We start from the raw sequence: 17,758 nt of genomic DNA on the forward strand, positions 1-17,758 counted from the left end.
CTGATCCTCCTTTAGTTGTCGTAAAACGAGAGCTTTTTCGAGAGTTTCATGAAGCCTAATGAAATAAGTCCAGAACCAATAAACACGCACACAGCGGCTGCTGAGCTCCAACCTACGGAGAACGTTTTGAACCCGTACGTCCATAGCAAGTAATAAATGTTTGTCGTTGAATTGAGTGGCCCTCCCTGCGTCAATACATTGACATAGGAGAAGCTCCACTCTGCAGCAAACAACGTACTGAGCATCGCCATAAACATAATCGTAGGCGACAACAATGGCAGCAAAACGTACCAAATGATCTGATAACGATTCGCTCGATCGATTCTAGCGGCTTCTATATAATCTTTGCTAATCCCGGTCATCGCTGCGGAGAAAATCAACGTACTGAAGCTGAGCAGCTTCCAACCCGTGATGAACGTGATCGACCAGATCGCCCACCGCTCATCGGAGAAGAAGCGTATCGGTTCCTGAATGTGCAACACAGCCTGCAACGTTTTATTGAGAATACCGCCCATTGGATTCATAATCCAGTTCCAAACGGCTGATACCGCAACAGGTGCCATAATCATGGGTACAAAAATTAACGCTCGGTACGCATTGCGAGTACGCTGCCCAATGTTGTCCGTGGCAATCGCAATCAGTAGCGGCAAAAGTAGCGAAAATGGCATAACGCCCACCGTGTAAAACAAGGTATTCAATAAGGCTCTACTCATCTCGGGAAGAGTAACTAGCTTCTCAAAGTTATCCAATCCCATGAATTCCTTCGGGGATGTCGGCAGCATGTTCCACTCGTAGAAGCTGAGCTGAAAGGTCTCGATTAAAGGACGATAGATCCAGAAGCCAATCGAAATCATCACCGGCAACAAATATAAATAAGGGATCAACTTTTTATAGGGGAACGGTCTTTTTACCTGCTGCACCGACTTCGGACGAGCCTTAGAAACTGTCCTCGTGATTGCATTGCTATTCATGGTATCCCTCCTGAATGTCTAGAACGGTCTCTCGGCGATCATCGAATGACCGATTCATGGCAGAAGACAGAAGGAAATGACTACCTCCTGTCTTCGCACCCATTATGGCATTAGTGATTGTGCACGTTTCTGAGCATCCTGCATGATGGACGTGGTATCTCCCGAACTCTGAATTGACTTCTGCACGCCTTCCAGCAAGATCGTCTCGATTTGGCTCCATTTTGAACCTGGATAGGATACCCAAGGCTGCAAGCGTGTCAGCTGGTCTAGATTTGGTTTCACCAACGGATTGGCTGCCACCCAGTCCTTCAAATACTTCGGATCATCCACAATAGCTGGGCGAAGCGGCAGATACCCGATTTTGGACGTAATGATCGTGTAGCCCCGCTCACTGGTAACAAACTTGAGGAATTCCCACGCTGCCTGCTGTTTCGCTTTATCATCAGATAACACGAACAAGGCACTTCCTGAGTTCACTGGTGTTGTAGGTTTACTTCCGAAGGATGGCATCTGGACAGCTTTCAGATCCCAGCCTCCAGCTTTAGAAGCACTGAGCAAGGCGCTCTGTAATGCGCTTGTATACAGCAGCATCCCAACCTTCGATTCGCTGAACGCTTGAATCACTTCCGTGTCGTTCATCTTGTCGCTTGCGCCACTTTGAACGAGATCCTGCCACATCTTGATCGCGCCAATCGCTGCGGGTTCACCGAACTGAATCGTTTTGCGGTCATCCGATAGCACCTTACCGCCGTTGCTGCCGATCAAGGCCTGGACAATCCAGTCCGCTCCGGCTGCACCACCTACATGCACACCAGAAGCTTTCGTTTTGGCAGCGATCTGCAGCGCATAGGTCTTCACTTCTTCCCACGTTTTCGGAGGGTTTTCTGGGTCAAGACCCGCATCCTTGAATAGCTTTGCATTATAAAATAAGACCGGTGTGCTGAATGTAAAAGGAAGTCCATATGTTTTGCCCTTCAGTTGACCTAATTTCAGTCCATTCGGAGAGAAGCCTTCGAAGTTCTTCTTCAGCTCGTCAGCAGGCACAATATCCTCCAATGCCTTCGCATTGTAGTTCTGAACGGCATAATCCAACCCATCGAATACGAGCTGCGCAACGTCAGGTCGCGAACCTGCCGCGATATCTGCCTGTACCTTCGTATTAATTTCCGTTGACGTAACCGGAATCGCATCGATCTTAATGTTCGGATGAGCTGCCTCGAATTCCGTAATCAGTTGCTGAGTGCCTTCCTTTTGACTAGCGATCGCTAAGTTGTAGCTATAGAAAGAAATCGTAACTGGCCCGGTTGATGCACTCTCCTTGCCATTTCCACATGCTGCTGTTACCAGTGCAGTTAATGAAAGCAACATTATGATCTTTGTTTTGGTTCGTGACATGTCACAGCTCCTTCTTATTATCGATCTATGGGTAGGATTAGGCCTCAGCATGAATCTTGGATACATTCATTTCATATAGCAAACGTTGTTCACCGGGCAAGGTCATGGGTTGTACGATCATTTGTCCGTTCTTCACCGTGATCAAGTTGTAACCAGATCTATCGATGAATCGCATGTTCGTCGACGAAGACGGATCCAGACCGAAGGCAAGTCCATCTGCGGCTGCGCACAAAATACCATTAAAAACACCGACATTATGATAATGAATGTGCCCCGACAATAAGCCAATCACGTCCGTTCCTTCGATGACGTTTGCCAAGTCCTGCGGGTTTTCCAATAGATGATCATCCATTATTACCGTAGGTGTCTTCACAACCGGATGATGGTGCACAATAATCGTTCCAGATGGTGCCGGCTCAGCTAGCACTTGCTCTAGCCAGGCGAGTTGTACGTCATCAAGTCTACCGCCATGAGTCCCTGGTACTTGTGTATTTAATATCACGATGCGGAGGCCATCGGCCATAAAGCTATAGTAATAGGACTCGTTCGATGGCTCTTCTTCTAAGAAACCTTCGCGAAATGGCTCGCGGAAATCATGATTGCCCAGCGCGACATGAATCGGAATACCGAGAAGCGCTTCTTCTTCGTCTAGCAGCTTTTTGAGAAAACGATAGTCTTCCAAATTGCCATCATGCGTCAAATCACCGCTAATTACCACGAAGGATGGTTTCGCCTCCAAGGTGCGAATTTCCGCACAAGCAGCGCGCAGCTTATCTGACATTTCGAGGCCGAACAATGGTTTCTTTCCTGGTGTGCTGATGTGAATATCCGTTAATTGTATGAAAAAGATCGGTTCTTTCGTCGTCATGTTAGACACTCTCCCCGTGAACGTGTTGATGAGGCTGATAAGCTGTTAAATCATTGACACCATCCAGATGAATAACGCGATATGTAGGCATTCCTCCGCGCATGGTGACCCATAACACGACATTCTCGTCACTAGGATTCGTGCCATCCCCATGTGCAAGACCACCTGTTCTACCTAGCTGTATGAACTCTGCATTACCTTTTCGAGAATACTCCATCGCATGCAAATGCCCAGCAAAAATGGTGTAGGAGCGTTTCCCAAGCATCCCAATGAGCTCTTGGTATTCTTCGCTTTCTGATTTCCAACCTGGCTTATGCATGTTGACGAACGTCCATTTTACATCTGCATTGTTGGCCAGTACGCGTCTAAAGTAAGCAAGTTGCTCCTCGCCCAAACTCAGCTTGATCTTGCCAAAACCTTGTAGTTCCTCAGGTGTGAGTTGCCCTTTCAGTTCATCAACAAAAGCACTCATGTGTTCATTGGCGCGTTCAGGTTCGCGTTTCACGTCCGCTGTTATCCGTTTGATGATGTCGATAAATGCATCGGAGAACTCATCCGGTGTATGCTCCGTATTTAAAGAAAGGAAGAGTGTATCCCCTACACGAAACGCGTAGTAGTCCAAGCCTCTGCGCTCGCGCCATACCTCTGCCATCGTTAGATTGCCATAGTCGTGATTGCCGATGACCGGAAAGAAAGGTAGTCCCATCGCGGCAATTTTGCCGTCAATGTCATCCCATTCCTGATGTGTGTCCGCGGCGTTATTCCAATAGCCTTCGATCAAATCACCAACTGCCAAGACAAAGTCAGGCTTCAAATCCTTCACCATGTCCAGCGCCTTCTCAAAAACCCCCTCCGTCGCCATCCCGCAACGGTCCCCCATCACAACAAACGAAAAGTCTTCTCCCAGTTGACTAGGCATGCTCCCAAACCAAGGGCGTTTCTCTGTGTTCACTTGCTGATCCTCAAAGATCGTTACGTTCTTCTTTTCATCGAGCTGTACAGTTTGCATGGTTCCTATCTCCCTTCTATTGGTGAAAGCTTGTTCTTATCCTTAGTATGCAGGTTGTATGTAAGCAGAATATTAGCTTGATTTATAGTTATTATTAATCTAGTTGTCCTTGGGTCTGGCTGCGGCAAAAGAAAGCCAATGCCAAAAAAGCGAGCCCGCGGGGGCTCGCTTCTCAACATAAATATAAAAAGAGCAACCGGTTGCCCGATTGCTCTTTATTCCGAAACCTATTCCGTTGTGTAAGGAAGCAACGCGATTGTACGGGAACGCTTGATAGCGATCGTCAAAGCACGTTGGTACTTAGCGGAAGTTCCAGTTACACGTCTAGGAAGAATCTTCCCGCGCTCACTGATAAACTTTTTAAGAGTCTCGATATCTTTATAATCAATATGCTTGATTTTGTTTACAGTGAAGTAACAAACCTTACGGCGTTTGCCTTTACCGCCTTTGCCACGAGGAGCAAATTTGCGATCAGCACGATCATCACCATTATTGTCTCTTTTTTGGAAAGCCATTGTGTCTCTTCAGTCCTTTCTACGTTTAAAATGGCAAATCATCATCGGAAATATCGATCGGTTTCCCGTCATCTATGAAAGGATCCTGCTGCTCGCGCGATCCACCGCCACGATTGCTGCTTCCGCTTCCGCCGCCGTAGCCTGCATTCGCGTTTGCATTAGATGATCCGCCCTCTTCGCGATTTCCGCCGCCGCTAGATTCAAGGAAACGTACATTGTCGGCAATAATTTCGGTCACGTAAACACGTTTTCCTTCATTGTTGTCGTAGTTACGCACTTGAATGCGTCCTTCAACTGCTGTTAAACGACCCTTACGCAAGTAATTCGCGCATGTTTCGGCGAGCTGCCTCCACGTGACGATATTGATAAAGTCCGCTTCACGTTCTTTCGAGCCACCGCTCGTGAAAGGACGGTCTACAGCAAGTGTGAATTGGGTAACTGCTACCCCAGCAGGTGTATAACGAAGTTCTGGATCTCTGGTCAATCGACCGATAAGAATGACACGGTTCAACATGGAATAACCCTCCTGACGAAAATACTGGCATTGATTAAGCTACGTCGTTTACGATTAAGTGACGAATAACTTCGTCCGAAATCTTAAGTACGCGATCAAGTTCAGTTACAACAGCAGGTTCTGCGTTGAAGTGTACAAGCACGTAGTGCCCGTCACGGAACTTCTTGATCTCATACGCAAGACGGCGTTTACCCATCAGGTCATGTTTGGAGATTTCTCCCCCACCGTTCGAGATGATGCCTTGAAATTTTTCTACCGTAGATTGAACAACTTCTTGCTCAACGTCAGTACGAATGATGTACATCAATTCATATTTGCGCATGTATTTCACCTCCTTTTGGACTAAGCGGCTCCTATTCTAACTTGCTAGGCAAGCGAAGGAGCAAGGAGCGAGGATTCTTATTCAAAACTCGCACCTGAATACTATAGCAAATCATGCGGCAAATTACAAGTTTTTATCACACGCTTCGCACAGGTGGAAGCTGGAAGCTCGTCAGGTACATGCTTCCCCCTTCTGCGGGCATTCTAACTATGATTGTTATTCTTACGAAGAGGTGATTCAATCGTGGGTGAATGGACACATTTTAATGAAGGCGATCATGTTCCTAACGACGGTGAATATATGGAAATTGGCGAGAATGCCTTCCATATGGGGATTAACAATCCCAAGACAGTTACCCTCCGCAAAGGGGACACTTTTCCAGCAACAAGCAATCATAATCGCAAATGGCACAAAAAGGGCGGCAAGCGAATGTAGTTCTTCTATATGAAAAAGAAAGGAACACCCCTCTTTAGCTTTAGTGAGAGGTGTTCCTTTCTTCCACATTCTTTTACTTCCAAATCGTCATCTTAGCTATTTAAACCCCTTCTACTTCTGGTACACGCGCTTCTCTGAAATCTTCCCATCGTTAAAATAGACGATTTCCGCATAATACCCTGCTTGATTAGAGATCGCAAATTCATAGGTTCGTTTACCATTCTCCTCTTTCACTAACTTCCCTTTGGACCCCGTCTGTTTAATCAAATCATCGTAGGTACTCGTCAATGTGATTTTCTCCACTTGTTCTTTCGTTAACGTGGAAGGTGTCTCTGCTGCTCCGCCACCAGTTGTTCCCTTTGGTGTAGACGTAGGTGTCGCAGGTGTCGCTGTTACAGCACCTCCTGCACTCGTCCCACTAGGCGTCGCTGAGGCCCCTGCTGAGGGCTGTACCGTCACACCTGGTGATGGACTAACTGTCGTCGTATCGTCCTTCTTAGAGCAGCCTGAGGCCACCACAGCAAGCATTGCTAGGGCTAGTATCCATTTATTCATTTATCTCGTCCTCCTACGTAACTATTTGCCATAACCTAACTGTTAGGTTGCTTCAGATCTTTACTTTCTATCCCTTCTCTTCATATAAACCATTATCACGATATCGAAACAGGAAAATAAAAAAGCCGCCCATATCCCCGAAGGATATAAACGGCTTTCATCTGGTGTGTTCTAGTACGGAAAGAGTGGGAGTCGAACCCACGCACGCCTCGCGACGCCTAACTGATTTCGAGTCAGCCCCCTTGGACCACTTGGGTACCTTTCCAAGAAAATGAGAACAGGACTTATTGTATCAAAAAAGTCTGTCTCTCGCAAGTGTTTTACTAATATTTATGGAAAAGCTAATTGGACTCTTCCTCTGCTGCCGCATTGCTGCGCAATATTTTTTTGAGCTTGCTTTCGAACTTCGTTCTTGGCACTAAGACGCTGTGCTTACAGCCTACACATTTAATCCGAATGTCCATCCCCATTCGAATAATTTCCATTTCATTTGTACCGCATGGATGGGGCTTTTTCATCTGTACAACGTCGCCAAGTTGGTATTCCTTCTTCTCCATCTTAGTTCCCCTCCACCTTTTCCTGTTTAATGCCATGGGTATCTAAATACTTCTTAATCTCTGCATTTAGAATACGGCTGACTTCGCCTTGCTTGTTAGGCTTACATTCCGCAATAACCCGTATCTTCAAATCCGTGTTTCCAACCATTTGCACACCGAGCACTTGTGGCGCTTTAACGATACTCTCTGTGCGTTCATGCACTTCAGCAACAACTTCATTTAATAAGACAATCGCACGATCAATGTCAGCGTCATAAGCGATAGATACGTCGACGATAGCAATCGAATTATAAGTGGAAAAGTTCGTCACTTGCTTGATGTTTCCGTTAGGAATGATGTGAACCTCACCGGTCCAGCTTTTGATCCGAGTCACACGAATACCGATTTCCTCAACCGTTCCTTTGAACTGATCGATCTGAATCACATCGCCAACGCCGAATTGATCTTCGAAAATAATAAAGAACCCCGTAATGACATCCTTCACCAAACTCTGTGCTCCGAAACCTATCGCCAATCCAAGAACACCTGCACCCGCTAGTAAGGGGCCTAAATTCAATCCTACTTGACCAAGGATCAACATAATAGCAACTAGATTTACTGTATAGGCAATAAGATTATGTACGAGAATTGAAATGGTATTCGATCTTCGTCTATCAATTTTAAGTGGTGACTTCTCTCTCGCAATTACCATATGAGCGATTGTTTTGTCAGCAATTTTGATAATAACTCTAGCAATGACATAGATAAGTACAATTTTGATAGTGATCCAGAATATCGAGGCAATGATTTCAGGTTTACTGATATGCTCCCGAATCCAATGCATCAAATCTTCGAAATATTGTGTTTCGTAAGACACTAGTAAGCCTCCTTACTTTTCTACTATGGTACCATATCCATCTTCTTTTTTAAAATAAATGCCTCTAATCTCGACATTCTCGCTCTCTATAATCTCTTGAACTCGCACAAGATCTGCTCCTGGAAATTCAATAGAAAGAGCGCATCCTGCTGTAATCTCTTTCGGCGTAGGCCTGATATCGATCTCAATATCCGCGTATTCTAGCAGCATCTCAGCTCTTAGTGCTTGTTGGGTAGAATCGAAAGCTAGCAACATGATAGAAAATTCCAGAGAAAGCTCTCCTCTCTACGTATAAATGTACCTCTCTCTCCATATACTAGTAAAAAAGATTTACTACTTTGGAGGGATATCATGAAATTCCATTTCGGATTCGACGGCGATAAAACCCCAGTGCAAGAACCTTTGAAAATTCAACATACCGATTCCAATACACCTCATCTGCTCGCCAAGCATTTGCAATCGATTTTTAGTAAACTACCAACCTATCAACCTATCGTCGTCATTTGCGTAGGAACGGATCGTTCTACAGGCGATGCTCTCGGTCCTCTCGTTGGCTCCCATCTTAATCGTACGACCACACTCCGGAATCTTCATTTATTTGGTACCTTGGATGAGCCTGTCCATGCGATGAATTTAGCCGAAACCGTTGAAACCATTCACAAGCAATTTCAGAACCCTTTCATCGTCGCTGTTGATGCTTGTTTAGGGCAAGTTGCCAGTGTCGGCTGCATTCAAGTCGCGCATGGACCACTCAAGCCAGGTGCGGGTGTCAATAAAGATCTGCCTCCTGTTGGTGATATTCATGTCACTGGGATTGTGAACGTTGGCGGGTTCATGGAATATTTCGTCTTGCAAAATACGCGGCTTAGCCTCGTGATGAATATGGCTACGGTCATTGGCGATGCCCTCTACGCTTCGATCAGACGGACGCAATCTTTTGCACCGAGTGCTACGACTGCTTTAAAGTTTGAGTAAGTGTTTCCTTCTCTTCTGGACTTAACGTGTAACTGGATTGCCCCTTTGCGATCGGCTTCGCATATACATACATTTGCTCTCGACTATGTATTCCCGTAATGATCACACCGTCCTGTTCTTCGTTCAGCATCGCCAACGAGAAACTGAGATCACTACCACCTTCATTGAAGGCATTGTAGCGACGAACTTTAATGTTCGATGTCATCTTCTTCATGGACTGATGAATACCAGATATTTGGGTCGAAGCCTTAACGGATTCGGCCTTTTGCTCATTCAAGGCGTTCTGCATCTCAATAAGTAATTGTTCCATATTCTCAGCGCTTGTACCATTGATCATCCGAGTATATCGTTTTCGCAAGGATGACAATCGAATTGAAATAATGATGACCATAACCAATAATACAAGAATGAATGCGAAACAAACTAACATCACGTATTCTGCATTCAAGCCAAACAGTTCCCCCATGCCTTATCCCTCTTTCTACTTCGCATATTGCGCTTGAATCTCTTTGACAGCTTCAATGAGTGCCGTTACCTCTTCGTCCGTGGTAAAATACCCGATGCTCGACCGCACTGCTCCCTTGGCCAACGTACCGGCAACTTCATGTGCAAGCGGTGTACAATGATAACCCGCTCGCACGGCAATTTGAAACGACTGGTCGAGGATAAAAGCAACTTCCGATGAATCCACATTTTGAATGTTAAAGGAAACGATTCCTGTTTTATTTTGTCCAAGCTTTGGCCCTAGAATCGTAACTCCTTCAATTCCCAGTAGCCCTTCCATTAATTGCTGGGTATGTGCCCATTCTTTCGCATGAATCTTGTCCACGGTTTCCGCTAGGACGAACTTCACACCTTCATTCAATCCAGCGATGCCTGGTGTGTTCTGCGTCCCTGCTTCATAGCGATCAGGCCGTACTGTCGGCTGGTGGATGGCCTCCGACTGACTGCCCGTCCCACCATGCAGCAACGGTTCCAAATCAATGTCCGGATGGATGTATAACCCACCCGTTCCTTGAGGCCCCAGGAGCCCCTTGTGGCCTGGGAAGGCGAGCATGTCGATATTCATATCAACGACATGAATAGGCAGTACACCGGCGCTCTGAGCCGCGTCTACAAGCAGCTTCGCGCCGCGGCTTCTGCAGAGCTCCCCAATCTCTCCAATTGGCATGATGGTACCAAGTAAATTGGAGCTGTGATTCACCACAACAAGTGTTGTATTCGAGCGAAACGCTTCTTTCAAATCATTGAATTGCACATTCCCCTGCTCATCGTGTTGCAAATAGGTAAGCTCGACGCCAACTGAGGCTTTTAAATATTCTAGCGGTCTTCTCACCGAATTGTGTTCAACATTCGTACAGATTACATGGTCGCCCGGCTTTACAAACCCTTTGATTGCTTGGTTTAGTGCATGTGTCGTATTTAAGGCAAATGAAATGTCATTAGGGTTTCTGACACCGAATAACTTGGCTAGATTCTTTCTCGTCTCGAACAATGTTCGGCTTGCCTTCACAGCCATTTGATGGCTGCCTCTACCAGGATTCGCTGCATACTCCTGCATGCATTGCATCATTGCATCCATCACTGTTGGCGGCTTCGGCCATGAGGATGCTGCTTGGTCGAAATACATAACGTCTTTCATATGTCCAGCCCCTTTCGAGAAATCCTACCCCGCATTAATTATAAATACCATTTCCAATTATATTTGGTCAAAAATATAGCATACCTTAGTTTGTTCCTTCTGTTCGAAAGAAAAACATAGGTATGCTAGCAATTTCTAAGAGATTTTACCTTGCAACAATTCTAGCAGTCGGTTGAGATCGTCTTTTGAATAGTAGAGCAACTCGATCTTCCCTTTATCCTGCTGACTCTTAATTTTAACGGATGTCCGATAAATGTCTCGCAATTGCTCTTCTGCTTGATTGATATACGGATCTCTATTTTTTTCTTTTTGTTTTGCCTTTTCCTTTTCAGGGCCAGGCGGTTCTTCTAGCATCTTAATTGCTTCTTCAAGTTCTCTAACACTCCATTGTTTAGAGATCGTTGACTCTGCAAGTTCTTTCTTAACCTTATCATCCTTCACACCAACAATTGCTCTCGCATGGCCCATGGATAATGTTCCACGTGAAACATATTGTTTAATCGATTCAGGAAGGGAAAGCAATCTTAGGAAATTGGCAATATGAGATCTACTCTTACCAACCTTCGCTGAAAGCTCTTCTTGTGTTAAAGAGAACTGATCAATGATGCCTTGATAAGCAAAAGCGATTTCCAGCGCATTAAGATCCTCACGTTGCACGTTCTCGATCAATGCAATCTCCATAACCTGCTGATCAGAAAGAATTCTTTCTACAGCTGGAATGGTTGGCGTTCCTGCAACTTGTGATGCACGGAAACGACGTTCGCCCGCAATGATCTCGTAGCCCTTAAGTACCTTCCGAACAATGATAGGCTGAATGACGCCATGCTCTTTGATCGATTCTGAAAGTTCCTTAATGCTATCTTCATTAAAATGCTTTCTAGGCTGATACGGATTAGCTCTCAATTGAGCTAGTGGAATCTGAATGACTTTATCGCTCTCATCAATATGCAAGGACGTAATTAATGCGTCTAATCCTTTACCTAAACCTTTAGAGAGGCCTTTGGTCATACTGAGATCACTTCCTTAGCAAGTTCTAAATAAACTTCCGCGCCCTTTGATCTAGGATCATACGTAATAATGGATTGCCCATGACTCGGCGCTTCACTCAAACGTACATTACGAGGAATAATCGTTTGATAAACCTTTGTTTGGAAGTACTTTTTAACTTCTTCAATAACTTGAATACCTAAGTTCGTCCTTGCATCAAACATTGTCAATAGCACGCCTTCAATTTGAAGTCCTGTATTTAAATGCTTTTGCACCAATCGCACTGTGTTCAGAAGTTGGCTTAAACCTTCTAATGCGTAGTATTCACACTGAATAGGAATGATTACGGAATCCGCGGCTGTTAAAGAATTGATCGTTAAAAGGCCAAGTGATGGAGGGCAATCTATCAAAATATAATCATATAAGTGTTTGACAAGTTGAAGTGACTTCTTTAATCGAACTTCTCTTGAAATGGTTGGAACCAATTCAATCTCTGCACCAGCCAATTGAATCGTTGCCGGTACAATTTTAAGATTCGGTACATTTGTTTCCACTGTTGCATCTTTCGGATGTACGTCATTAATCAATACATCATAAATGCAATTTGTAACATCAGCTTTATTTACACCAATACCACTTGTTGTGTTCCCTTGAGGGTCAATATCAACCAAAAGGACGCGTTTACCAAGCGAAGCTAATGAAGCGCCTAGATTCACAGAAGTCGTCGTCTTGCCGACGCCACCCTTCTGATTCGTTATTGCAATAATTTTAGACAAAACCATTTCACCTCTATCGCTTATGTTCCATAATGCTATTTAACAAGCAGTAGTACTATCTTACCATATCTATCAATCAGTTACCTTATGAATATTTGATAGATTCGTGCCATTAGATGCAAAAAAAACGGCTTGCGCCGTTTTAGGTAGCTGGAATGCCTAAATTATCGCTTAGGAATCTTAATTATAATTTCGTAATGATCTTCATGATCTTGTTCTGATGTATTAATATGTAAGCCCGAACTTGAAACCATTTCAACCGACTGTCGAATGGTATTGAGAGCAAGTCGAACATCCTTCGTAAAGGATACACGACGTGACTTCTTAATCTTCGCCGCTTCCTTCAGAAAACTTATTTTGATTTCCGTTTGTTTAACGTTTAATTCTTTGGTGATAATCTCTTCTAGCAATTTCACCTGTTGCTCTTCTTGATCAAGAGCTAATAAAGCCCGTGCATGGCGTTCCGTAATCTTGCGCTCCATCAATGCCATTTTAACAGGTTCGCATAATTGCAATAAACGAATCTTATTGGCGATTGTGGATTGGCTTTTGCCCAAACGCTGGGCAAGGCTTTCCTGTGTGAGATCATGCATCTCGATCAATTGGTGATACGCTGCCGCCTCTTCAATCGCAGTAAGTCCTTCACGCTGCAGATTTTCAATAAGCGCAATGGATGCCGCTTGTGAATCATTAAAGTCCCGAACAATAGCTGGAATCGTATCAAGACCTAACTTTTTCACCGCACGCAAGCGTCGTTCGCCAGCAATTAATTCAAATGTATTATTTTTGACTCGTACAACGATCGGTTGAATAATACCATGTGTTCGAATGGTTTGGCATAATTCATCAATACGATCATCATCGAATAACGTTCTTGGCTGATAGGGACTTGGAATAATACTATTTACGGGTATGTTTTTGACCTCATCCGTCGTCGAACGATCTGCAAGGCCAAATAGCTTCGATATTTGTTCTTTCATAGGAAAACTTACCACCAACTCTTCCCGTAGTTTAAGCGATCAGTACAGTTTCAATAAACGGATACAACGCCCTGTACAAGGTGCAAAGATCTTTTCGCCATTCCGAGACGATGTCATTCATGCTGTCTGATTCTAGTAAATTTAATCTATCAATTGCGAATATCCAACCACAACATCACAAATAAAAGGTAAGGCGAAGCCAGTATATGACGGGCTTTCACCTTATATAGGTATTCTCCATCGAAGGCCATAATCCTTCTCTACAATAGGTAAGCAGGTAAATGTTTCACGTGAAACATTTCTATCATTTGAAAAGTGGTTCCTTTAAAGGAATCCCCGCTTTCCTAGGATATTTAGCAGGCGTCGCAGACGTCTTCTGAATCTCTACAAAGTGTCTTACAGATTCTTCGATAGGTAGAATCATACGATTAACTTTCGTTACTTTTCCTCGCAGCTCTACTAAACTATAGGAAGAGTCTTTAATCTCATCATCCACTTCGGAACCCTTCATTGCAATGAAAGTTCCACCACTCTTGGCAAAAGGAAGACAGAACTCATTTAGCACTTGCAGTTTCGCAACAGCTCTAGCTGTGACGAGGTCAAAGTGATCACGATAGCGAGGAAGTCTAGCAACATCCTCTGCCCTACCGTGCACACAGTCCATCTCCGTTAGAGCAAGTTGAGAAACAATTTCCTTTAAGAATAAAATCCGCTTATTCAAAGAGTCAACAATGGTAACTTGAAGATGAGGAAATGCAATTTTAAGAGGTATGCTTGGGAATCCAGCGCCTGAACCGATATCAGCAAGAGATTTAACCTTCCCCATATCGTAATTGAAAGCCACAGAAAGAGAATCATAGAAATGTTTAAGATATACTTGATCTCTCTCTGTGATACCTGTTAAATTCATTTTCTCATTCCACTCTACGAGAGTCTTGTAGTACTGTTCAAACTGCGCTAACTGCTCCGTAGAAAGAGAAATGTTTTCTTTTGCTAATAACTCTGTGAATTGTTGCTGTATAGCATCCATGTCTTTAACCTCTAGCCGCTATGACTCTATTGTAATGTTCGAGATAAACAAGCAAGATCGAAATATCCGAAGGTGTAACCCCACTGATCCGAGATGCTTGACCAATCGAGATTGGACGGATTTTCGCGAGCTTCTGCTTCGCTTCTGTAGCAATCCCATGAATCTCACTGTACTCAATATCATCCGGAATTTTCTTCTTTTCCATTTTGCGCAAACGATCAACTTGATTACTTTGCTTTTCAATATAACCAGCATATTTCACTTGAATACCAACTTGCTCCTTCATATCTTCATCTAAGTCAAAAGGAGACATCGTCATTTGCTCAATATGTTTATATTCAATCTCCGGACGACGCAGTAAGGAAATCGCTGGCACCGAATTCGTCAATTCCACACTTTCCAAACTTCGAAGCAATTCTTGAACATGAGGCTCAGGTTTCACCTTCACTTCAGATAAACGTTCAATTTCTTGCTCTACTAGCGATTTTTTGTTCAAAAATCTCGCATAGCGCTCTTCAGAAATCAATCCGATTTCATGACCAATTGGCGTCAAGCGAAGATCAGCATTGTCATGACGGAGCAACAAGCGATATTCTGCGCGTGAAGTTAGTAAGCGATAAGGCTCACTCGTTCCTTTAGTAACCAAATCATCAATCAGAACGCCGATATAGCCCTCCGATCGATCTATTACGATCGCTTCTTTCTCTTGCACTTTACGAGCAGCATTAATACCGGCCATAACACCCTGACCAGCAGCCTCTTCGTAGCCTGATGTTCCGTTAATTTGTCCAGCTGTGAAAAGTCCGCTAACTAACTTTGTCTCAAGCGATGGCTTCAATTGTGTAGGTACAACTGCATCGTATTCGATCGCATAGCCGGTACGCATCATTTCAACTTTTTCTAACCCCGGTATGGAACGTAAAATCCCCAACTGCACATCTTCCGGCATACTCGTAGAAAGACCTTGAACATAATACTCCGACGTACTGTGACCTTCTGGCTCTAGGAAGATTTGATGCTTTGCCTTATCAGCGAAACGAACAATTTTATCTTCGATAGAAGGACAATACCTCGGTCCCGTCCCTTCAATAGCACCAGAGAACATCGGAGCGCGATGAAGATTATCATTAATAATTTGGTGAGTTTCTGCAGACGTATAAGTTAACCAGCAAGGCAATTGTTGATTATGATTAGAACCATACTTCGTTTCGAACGAGAAAAACTTCGGTTGCTCATCGCCAGGCTGAATTTCTGTTTTGCTAAAATCAATCGTATCTCCATGAACGCGCGGTGGCGTTCCCGTTTTAAATCGAACCAAGTCAAAGCCTAGCTTACGCAAGGACTCCGATAATTTAACCGAGGGTTGTTGATTATTAGGCCCGCTCTCGTACATCAGTTCGCCCATGATGACTTTACCGCGCAAATATGTCCCCGTGGTCAAAACGACAGATTTTGCATAATACTCAGCACCTGTCTTCGTAATCAGACCTTTACATACACCATTCTCCACGATAAGCTCTTCTGCCATTCCTTGACGCAATGTCAAATTAGCCGTAGCTTCAATCGTTTCTTTCATTTTATGCTGATACGAAAATTTATCGGCTTGAGCGCGCAGCGCATGAACAGCTGGTCCCTTGCCTGTATTCAACATACGAAGTTGAATGTAAGTTTTATCAATATTGCGACCCATCTCACCGCCAAGCGCGTCAATCTCACGAACAACGTGTCCTTTCGCTGGACCACCGATGGATGGGTTACAAGGCATGAAAGCAACCATGTCCAAATTGATCGTTAATAGCAACGTATTACAACCCATGCGAGCTGATGCTAATGCTGCCTCGCAACCTGCATGTCCGGCACCGATAACGATAACGTCATAATCCCCTGCGTGATATCCCATTGAAACGTCCCTCCCTCTTTTATGAAAACGCAAATGCTGTCGGTTTTCATTTTCCTAAGCAGAATTGTGTAAAAATTTGATCGATTAAGGACTCACCTACAGAATCTCCGATAATTTCCCCTAGCTGCTCCCAAGCAGCCCGAATATCAATTTGAATCATATCAATCGGCACATATTGCTCATTGGCATCCAACGCATCCTGCAAGGAACGCTTAGCCTGCTTCAACAAAGAAATATGACGAACATTACTCACATATGTTAAATCACTGGATTCGAGCTTTCCTTCAAAGAAAATCGCCGCGATCGCTTTTTCCAAATCTTCAATACCTTTATTCTCAATCAGGGACAGTTCCACAATACGCTCTTGCGGGAAATAACTGAGTACCTGTTCCACATCTAATTTGCGATCCAAATCAATCTTATTTAGAATAACGATCGTTTGTTTATCAGCTAACTGCTTCATCAACGCAATCTCGTCGAGTTGAAGCTCATCGTTACTATTCAGAACCAGTAAAATGAGGTCAGCCTCAGCTAAGGCAGTCTTAGAGCGTTCCACACCAATCTGTTCGACAATATCCGAAGTTTCACGAATACCAGCTGTATCAAGCAGCTTCAACGGGATACCGCCAATATTAACGAACTCCTCAATGACATCTCGCGTAGTTCCTGGAATATCCGTAACAATGGCCCGATTCTCTTGGGCTAATTCATTCAACAAGGAAGACTTCCCAACATTAGGTTTGCCGACAATGGCCGTCTCAATGCCCTCGCGCAAAATTTTACCTTGTTCTGCGGTCACCAATAAACGATCAATATCTAACATGACCGTATCACACTTCGTCTTAATGAATGCATTTGTCATTTCCTCTACATCATGTTCCGGGTAATCAATATTCACCTCAACATGAGCCATTAACTCCACCAGAATATACCGTAAATGCTTAATCTGTTTGGATAAATTGCCTTCCACTTGCTTTAAAGCTACCTTGAAAGCTCGATCGGATTTAGCCCGAATTAAGTCTATAACCGCTTCTGCCTGCGTTAAGTCAATACGACCATTCAAGAAAGCTCGCTTTGTAAACTCACCAGGCTCAGCTAAGCGAACCCCTTGTACGAGTAGTAAATCAAGGACTTTCTTAACGGAGACAATCCCTCCGTGACAACTAATTTCGACAACATCCTCCATGGTGAAGGATCGCGGAGCTTTCATTAACGTAACTAGAACCTCCTCTACCTTTTCGGCGGAAGCAGGTTCTATAATGAATCCATAATGTACCGTATGCGTGTCAGCAACAGATAATTTCGTTTTGGAGCGGAAAATACGTTCAACGTATGTGACAGAATCCTCGCCGCTCACACGAATAACCGCTATCCCACCCTCACCAAGCGGTGTAGAAATAGCAGCAATCGTATCATTTAACATAGTATTTGCACCTCGAATTTACCTCATCTTAAAGAAAAAGCAATGACA

At 44.1% G+C, this 17,758-nt stretch carries 21 protein-coding genes and 1 tRNA gene; 2 read left to right on the forward strand and 20 right to left on the reverse strand.

Annotated elements, in window-relative coordinates; translation table 11 throughout:
* Window positions 1-11: 11 nt before the first annotated feature.
* The 7 genes from GC096_RS32435 to rpsF form a co-directional block, all read right to left on the reverse strand.
* Window positions 12-971 (reverse strand): carbohydrate ABC transporter permease, encoded by a 960-nt coding sequence (locus GC096_RS32435; RefSeq protein ID WP_216626335.1) that lies wholly within the window; start codon window positions 969-971, stop codon window positions 12-14.
* Between the two features lie 102 nt (window positions 972-1,073).
* Window positions 1,074-2,366: an ABC transporter substrate-binding protein gene (locus tag GC096_RS32440; RefSeq protein ID WP_171636285.1), complete on the reverse strand. Its 1,293-nt coding sequence runs from the start codon at window positions 2,364-2,366 to the stop codon at window positions 1,074-1,076.
* 37 nt (window positions 2,367-2,403) lie between these two features.
* On the reverse strand, window positions 2,404-3,234 hold the full coding sequence (locus GC096_RS32445) for a metallophosphoesterase family protein (protein ID WP_171636287.1): 831 nt from the start codon (window positions 3,232-3,234) through the stop codon (window positions 2,404-2,406).
* Window position 3,235: 1 nt separating this feature from the next.
* Entirely contained in the window at window positions 3,236-4,243 is a 1,008-nt protein-coding gene (locus GC096_RS32450) for a metallophosphoesterase family protein (RefSeq protein WP_171636289.1), read from the reverse strand.
* Window positions 4,244-4,470: 227 nt separating this feature from the next.
* Window positions 4,471-4,758 carry a 30S ribosomal protein S18 gene (gene rpsR / locus GC096_RS32455; RefSeq protein ID WP_028557221.1) on the reverse strand — a complete coding sequence of 96 codons (288 nt, stop codon included), beginning with the start codon at window positions 4,756-4,758 and terminating at the stop codon, window positions 4,471-4,473.
* A gap of 25 nt (window positions 4,759-4,783) precedes the next feature.
* Window positions 4,784-5,272 (reverse strand): single-stranded DNA-binding protein, encoded by a 489-nt coding sequence (ssb, locus tag GC096_RS32460; RefSeq protein ID WP_171636291.1) that lies wholly within the window; start codon window positions 5,270-5,272, stop codon window positions 4,784-4,786.
* A gap of 34 nt (window positions 5,273-5,306) precedes the next feature.
* A complete protein-coding gene (gene rpsF / locus GC096_RS32465; protein WP_056622648.1) occupies window positions 5,307-5,594 on the reverse strand; it encodes a 30S ribosomal protein S6 in 288 nt (95 codons plus the stop codon).
* A gap of 243 nt (window positions 5,595-5,837) precedes the next feature.
* Between rpsF and GC096_RS32470 the strand changes: the two genes are divergently transcribed.
* Complete coding sequence (locus GC096_RS32470; RefSeq protein WP_028557224.1) at window positions 5,838-6,029, forward strand: YjzC family protein; 192 nt, start codon at window positions 5,838-5,840, stop codon at window positions 6,027-6,029.
* Between the two features lie 111 nt (window positions 6,030-6,140).
* Here GC096_RS32470 and GC096_RS32475 read toward each other — a convergent pair whose 3' ends face one another.
* The 5 genes from GC096_RS32475 to GC096_RS32495 form a co-directional block, all read right to left on the reverse strand.
* Entirely contained in the window at window positions 6,141-6,584 is a 444-nt protein-coding gene (locus GC096_RS32475) for a hypothetical protein (protein ID WP_171636292.1), read from the reverse strand.
* Window positions 6,585-6,761: 177 nt separating this feature from the next.
* A tRNA-Ser gene (locus GC096_RS32480) sits at window positions 6,762-6,849 on the reverse strand.
* 76 nt (window positions 6,850-6,925) lie between these two features.
* Window positions 6,926-7,141 carry a DUF951 domain-containing protein gene (locus GC096_RS32485; protein ID WP_171636294.1) on the reverse strand — a complete coding sequence of 72 codons (216 nt, stop codon included), beginning with the start codon at window positions 7,139-7,141 and terminating at the stop codon, window positions 6,926-6,928.
* A 1-nt stretch (window position 7,142) separates the two neighbouring features.
* Window positions 7,143-7,997, reverse strand: a complete 855-nt coding sequence (locus GC096_RS32490; protein ID WP_312886391.1) for a mechanosensitive ion channel family protein — start codon at window positions 7,995-7,997, stop codon at window positions 7,143-7,145.
* A gap of 12 nt (window positions 7,998-8,009) precedes the next feature.
* Window positions 8,010-8,252, reverse strand: coding sequence for a putative Se/S carrier protein (locus tag GC096_RS32495; protein WP_063868179.1), 243 nt, complete (start codon window positions 8,250-8,252; stop codon window positions 8,010-8,012).
* Window positions 8,253-8,348: 96 nt separating this feature from the next.
* On the opposite strand from GC096_RS32495, the gene yyaC reads away from it, so the two are divergent.
* A complete protein-coding gene (yyaC, locus tag GC096_RS32500) occupies window positions 8,349-8,972 on the forward strand; it encodes a spore protease YyaC (RefSeq protein WP_056622658.1) in 624 nt (207 codons plus the stop codon).
* Here the strand turns inward: yyaC and GC096_RS32505 are convergent.
* From GC096_RS32505 to mnmE, 8 genes are all read right to left on the reverse strand, one after another.
* Entirely contained in the window at window positions 8,947-9,438 is a 492-nt protein-coding gene (locus tag GC096_RS32505; protein ID WP_171636296.1) for a DUF4446 family protein, read from the reverse strand. The genes yyaC and GC096_RS32505 overlap by 26 nt on opposite strands.
* A 15-nt stretch (window positions 9,439-9,453) precedes the next feature.
* A complete protein-coding gene (locus GC096_RS32510) occupies window positions 9,454-10,614 on the reverse strand; it encodes an aminotransferase class V-fold PLP-dependent enzyme (protein ID WP_171636298.1) in 1,161 nt (386 codons plus the stop codon).
* Between the two features lie 135 nt (window positions 10,615-10,749).
* The gene (locus GC096_RS32515; protein WP_171636300.1) at window positions 10,750-11,622 is read right to left on the reverse strand and encodes a ParB/RepB/Spo0J family partition protein; all 873 of its coding nucleotides are present in this window, start codon (window positions 11,620-11,622) and stop codon (window positions 10,750-10,752) included.
* On the reverse strand, window positions 11,619-12,377 hold the full coding sequence (locus tag GC096_RS32520) for a ParA family protein (protein WP_056622827.1): 759 nt from the start codon (window positions 12,375-12,377) through the stop codon (window positions 11,619-11,621). Before GC096_RS32520 ends, GC096_RS32515 begins: the two co-directional genes overlap by 4 nt.
* 164 nt (window positions 12,378-12,541) lie before the next feature.
* Window positions 12,542-13,357, reverse strand: coding sequence for a nucleoid occlusion protein (noc, locus tag GC096_RS32525; protein WP_056622673.1), 816 nt, complete (start codon window positions 13,355-13,357; stop codon window positions 12,542-12,544).
* 304 nt (window positions 13,358-13,661) lie between these two features.
* Window positions 13,662-14,387: a 16S rRNA (guanine(527)-N(7))-methyltransferase RsmG gene (rsmG, locus tag GC096_RS32530; RefSeq protein ID WP_171636302.1), complete on the reverse strand. Its 726-nt coding sequence runs from the start codon at window positions 14,385-14,387 to the stop codon at window positions 13,662-13,664.
* 4 nt (window positions 14,388-14,391) lie between these two features.
* On the reverse strand, window positions 14,392-16,287 hold the full coding sequence (mnmG, locus tag GC096_RS32535) for a tRNA uridine-5-carboxymethylaminomethyl(34) synthesis enzyme MnmG (protein ID WP_171636304.1): 1,896 nt from the start codon (window positions 16,285-16,287) through the stop codon (window positions 14,392-14,394).
* 46 nt (window positions 16,288-16,333) lie between these two features.
* Window positions 16,334-17,710, reverse strand: coding sequence for a tRNA uridine-5-carboxymethylaminomethyl(34) synthesis GTPase MnmE (gene mnmE / locus GC096_RS32540; RefSeq protein WP_171636306.1), 1,377 nt, complete (start codon window positions 17,708-17,710; stop codon window positions 16,334-16,336).
* Window positions 17,711-17,758: the final 48 nt, after the last annotated feature.

The organism is Paenibacillus plantarum (genome assembly GCF_013141695.1).
Lineage (GTDB): Bacteria > Bacillota > Bacilli > Paenibacillales > NBRC-103111 > Paenibacillus_E > Paenibacillus_E plantarum.

Excerpts from the sequence above, each read along its gene's own strand:
- GC096_RS32435 (WP_216626335.1), bottom strand. The coding sequence starts at position 971 with ATGAATAGCAATGCAATCACGAGGACAGTTTCTAAGGCTCGTCCGAAG.
- GC096_RS32440 (WP_171636285.1), bottom strand. The coding sequence starts at position 2,366 with ATGTCACGAACCAAAACAAAGATCATAATGTTGCTTTCATTAACTGCA.
- GC096_RS32445 (WP_171636287.1), bottom strand. The coding sequence starts at position 3,234 with ATGACGACGAAAGAACCGATCTTTTTCATACAATTAACGGATATTCAC.
- GC096_RS32450 (WP_171636289.1), bottom strand. The coding sequence starts at position 4,243 with ATGCAAACTGTACAGCTCGATGAAAAGAAGAACGTAACGATCTTTGAG.
- rpsR (WP_028557221.1), bottom strand. The coding sequence starts at position 4,758 with ATGGCTTTCCAAAAAAGAGACAATAATGGTGATGATCGTGCTGATCGC.
- ssb (WP_171636291.1), bottom strand. The coding sequence starts at position 5,272 with ATGTTGAACCGTGTCATTCTTATCGGTCGATTGACCAGAGATCCAGAA.
- rpsF (WP_056622648.1), bottom strand. The coding sequence starts at position 5,594 with ATGCGCAAATATGAATTGATGTACATCATTCGTACTGACGTTGAGCAA.
- GC096_RS32475 (WP_171636292.1), bottom strand. The coding sequence starts at position 6,584 with ATGAATAAATGGATACTAGCCCTAGCAATGCTTGCTGTGGTGGCCTCA.
- GC096_RS32485 (WP_171636294.1), bottom strand. The coding sequence starts at position 7,141 with ATGGAGAAGAAGGAATACCAACTTGGCGACGTTGTACAGATGAAAAAG.
- GC096_RS32495 (WP_063868179.1), bottom strand. The coding sequence starts at position 8,252 with ATGTTGCTAGCTTTCGATTCTACCCAACAAGCACTAAGAGCTGAGATG.
- yyaC (WP_056622658.1), top strand. The coding sequence starts at position 8,349 with ATGAAATTCCATTTCGGATTCGACGGCGATAAAACCCCAGTGCAAGAA.
- GC096_RS32505 (WP_171636296.1), bottom strand. The coding sequence starts at position 9,438 with ATGGGGGAACTGTTTGGCTTGAATGCAGAATACGTGATGTTAGTTTGT.
- GC096_RS32510 (WP_171636298.1), bottom strand. The coding sequence starts at position 10,614 with ATGAAAGACGTTATGTATTTCGACCAAGCAGCATCCTCATGGCCGAAG.
- GC096_RS32515 (WP_171636300.1), bottom strand. The coding sequence starts at position 11,622 with ATGACCAAAGGCCTCTCTAAAGGTTTAGGTAAAGGATTAGACGCATTA.
- noc (WP_056622673.1), bottom strand. The coding sequence starts at position 13,357 with ATGAAAGAACAAATATCGAAGCTATTTGGCCTTGCAGATCGTTCGACG.
- rsmG (WP_171636302.1), bottom strand. The coding sequence starts at position 14,387 with ATGGATGCTATACAGCAACAATTCACAGAGTTATTAGCAAAAGAAAAC.
- mnmG (WP_171636304.1), bottom strand. The coding sequence starts at position 16,287 with ATGGGATATCACGCAGGGGATTATGACGTTATCGTTATCGGTGCCGGA.
- mnmE (WP_171636306.1), bottom strand. The coding sequence starts at position 17,710 with ATGTTAAATGATACGATTGCTGCTATTTCTACACCGCTTGGTGAGGGT.